General features: G+C 36.0%; 1 protein-coding gene. It reads right to left on the minus strand.

The genetic code is table 11. The annotated features are described in order from the left end of the window. Positions 1–8 precede the first annotated feature (8 nt). On the minus strand, positions 9–1,301 hold the full coding sequence (locus HMPREF0106_RS19090) for an ISAs1 family transposase (RefSeq protein WP_009039181.1): 1,293 nt from the start codon (positions 1,299–1,301) through the stop codon (positions 9–11). Positions 1,302–1,564: the final 263 nt, after the last annotated feature.

Raw genomic sequence — 1,564 nt, forward strand, 5'->3', positions numbered from 1 at the left:
CGCACGAGTTAAAACGCTTTAATAAAGTTGTTTATCAAATTAGCTAGATACTCATCACTCCATCCAGCCTTCTTCCTTTTCCTATTGACAGAAGTCTTCTTGTCTTCATCCTGATAATTCTTCAAAATGGTCAATGCCATTTTAGTTAAAGTGGAAAAGTTTTGTGCCGAATTCATCATTTTTCTTCCATCATCTTCATTAAATGTAACATCCAACTGCCAATGCAATCCATTTTCTACCGCCCAATGCTTTCTCTTATATTTAAGAATAAGCTCTGGATTGTTCACTAATGAAGAGATGAAACAATGTTTCTCATTCTGTATTTCCCCTGTGGCTATATTTATTTTCTCGGTCTTTATTATTCCATAAGTCCTAAGATTCTTCCAATCGCGATAACAGAACCCTAATCTACTGGGTTCAGAGCAGGATATGCAGGTCCTTGTCACCATAAATCCATGACCTTCTGTGGTTTCTTCAGCTCTTTTGATAAAATCATTTTCTCTTCCGGAAATTAGCAAGTACTCCGCATCGTTTTCGATATTTTCCCTTAGTTTTAAATGATTATCTTTCACCTCTAAAAGATAATCGGCTTGTTTCTCTGTTATTTTTTCTACAATCTTCTTTTGGGTGCCAAGTGCATCGATGGTAACTACATCTCCTTGTCGTATATCAATGTCGTCCAGTAATTTGGGTATTGCTACTATTTCATTCTCTTTTATTGAGACCCGTTCCTGCCCTAATGACAGACTCATATCAGAAAGAAAGGCACTGACAATATGAAGTTTGGCTGATGCTGCCTGCTCCTTTGTTATTTTACCCGCCGACTCTTGTACCAGTTTATCAGCATTGATGGCACCACAGATCGTTTTCCCGTCAATAGCTATATGTCTATTCGTATAAAGATCATTACCCTCACCTATTTGAACTTTCGACCAGTCGCAATCTTCTATGGACGGTGAATCACCTCTCATATTATAGGCCCATTCTCTGTAACAACTCTCTAATCTTTCTGTTTTTATGATACAAAAAAATCGGCGTAATGTATCATGTGAGGGGGTAGTTTCTAAATCCGGTATGAATCTCCTAAGAAAATCTTTCTTATAACGGGCGAAGTCTGCTATATCATTCCAACTCTGACAATCACAAAAAACACCCGATAAAGTGACAAGCATTATCAATTTGCCCGAATAAGTGACTTTATTCTTTTCACGTGGGTCTATTGTATCAATAGCTTCAGACATACTAGCCATATGACGTGCCAATTCGTCATTTATTAAAAAATCCTTTGCAATCTTATCCATTACTGTTTATTATTTAGACGTGAAGATAATGAAATACCAGAATGAATACAATATAAATAATCAATATATCAATTGAAGAAGCCCGAAGATTAAAAAGGATGAAAGCAATAGGTGGCATGACCATGTAAAGTTGTGACACGTCTATATGAGGAAAAGTAACTAGGAAGACTTTATTTATTATTAGATATACAAGAGTATTGCCATTAAATAAGTTTTGAGAAGAGAAGGGAACTATTGATTATTAAACAATTAGCACTCGTGCG

Source organism: Bacteroides sp. D22 (genome assembly GCF_000163675.1).
GTDB lineage: Bacteria > Bacteroidota > Bacteroidia > Bacteroidales > Bacteroidaceae > Bacteroides > Bacteroides xylanisolvens.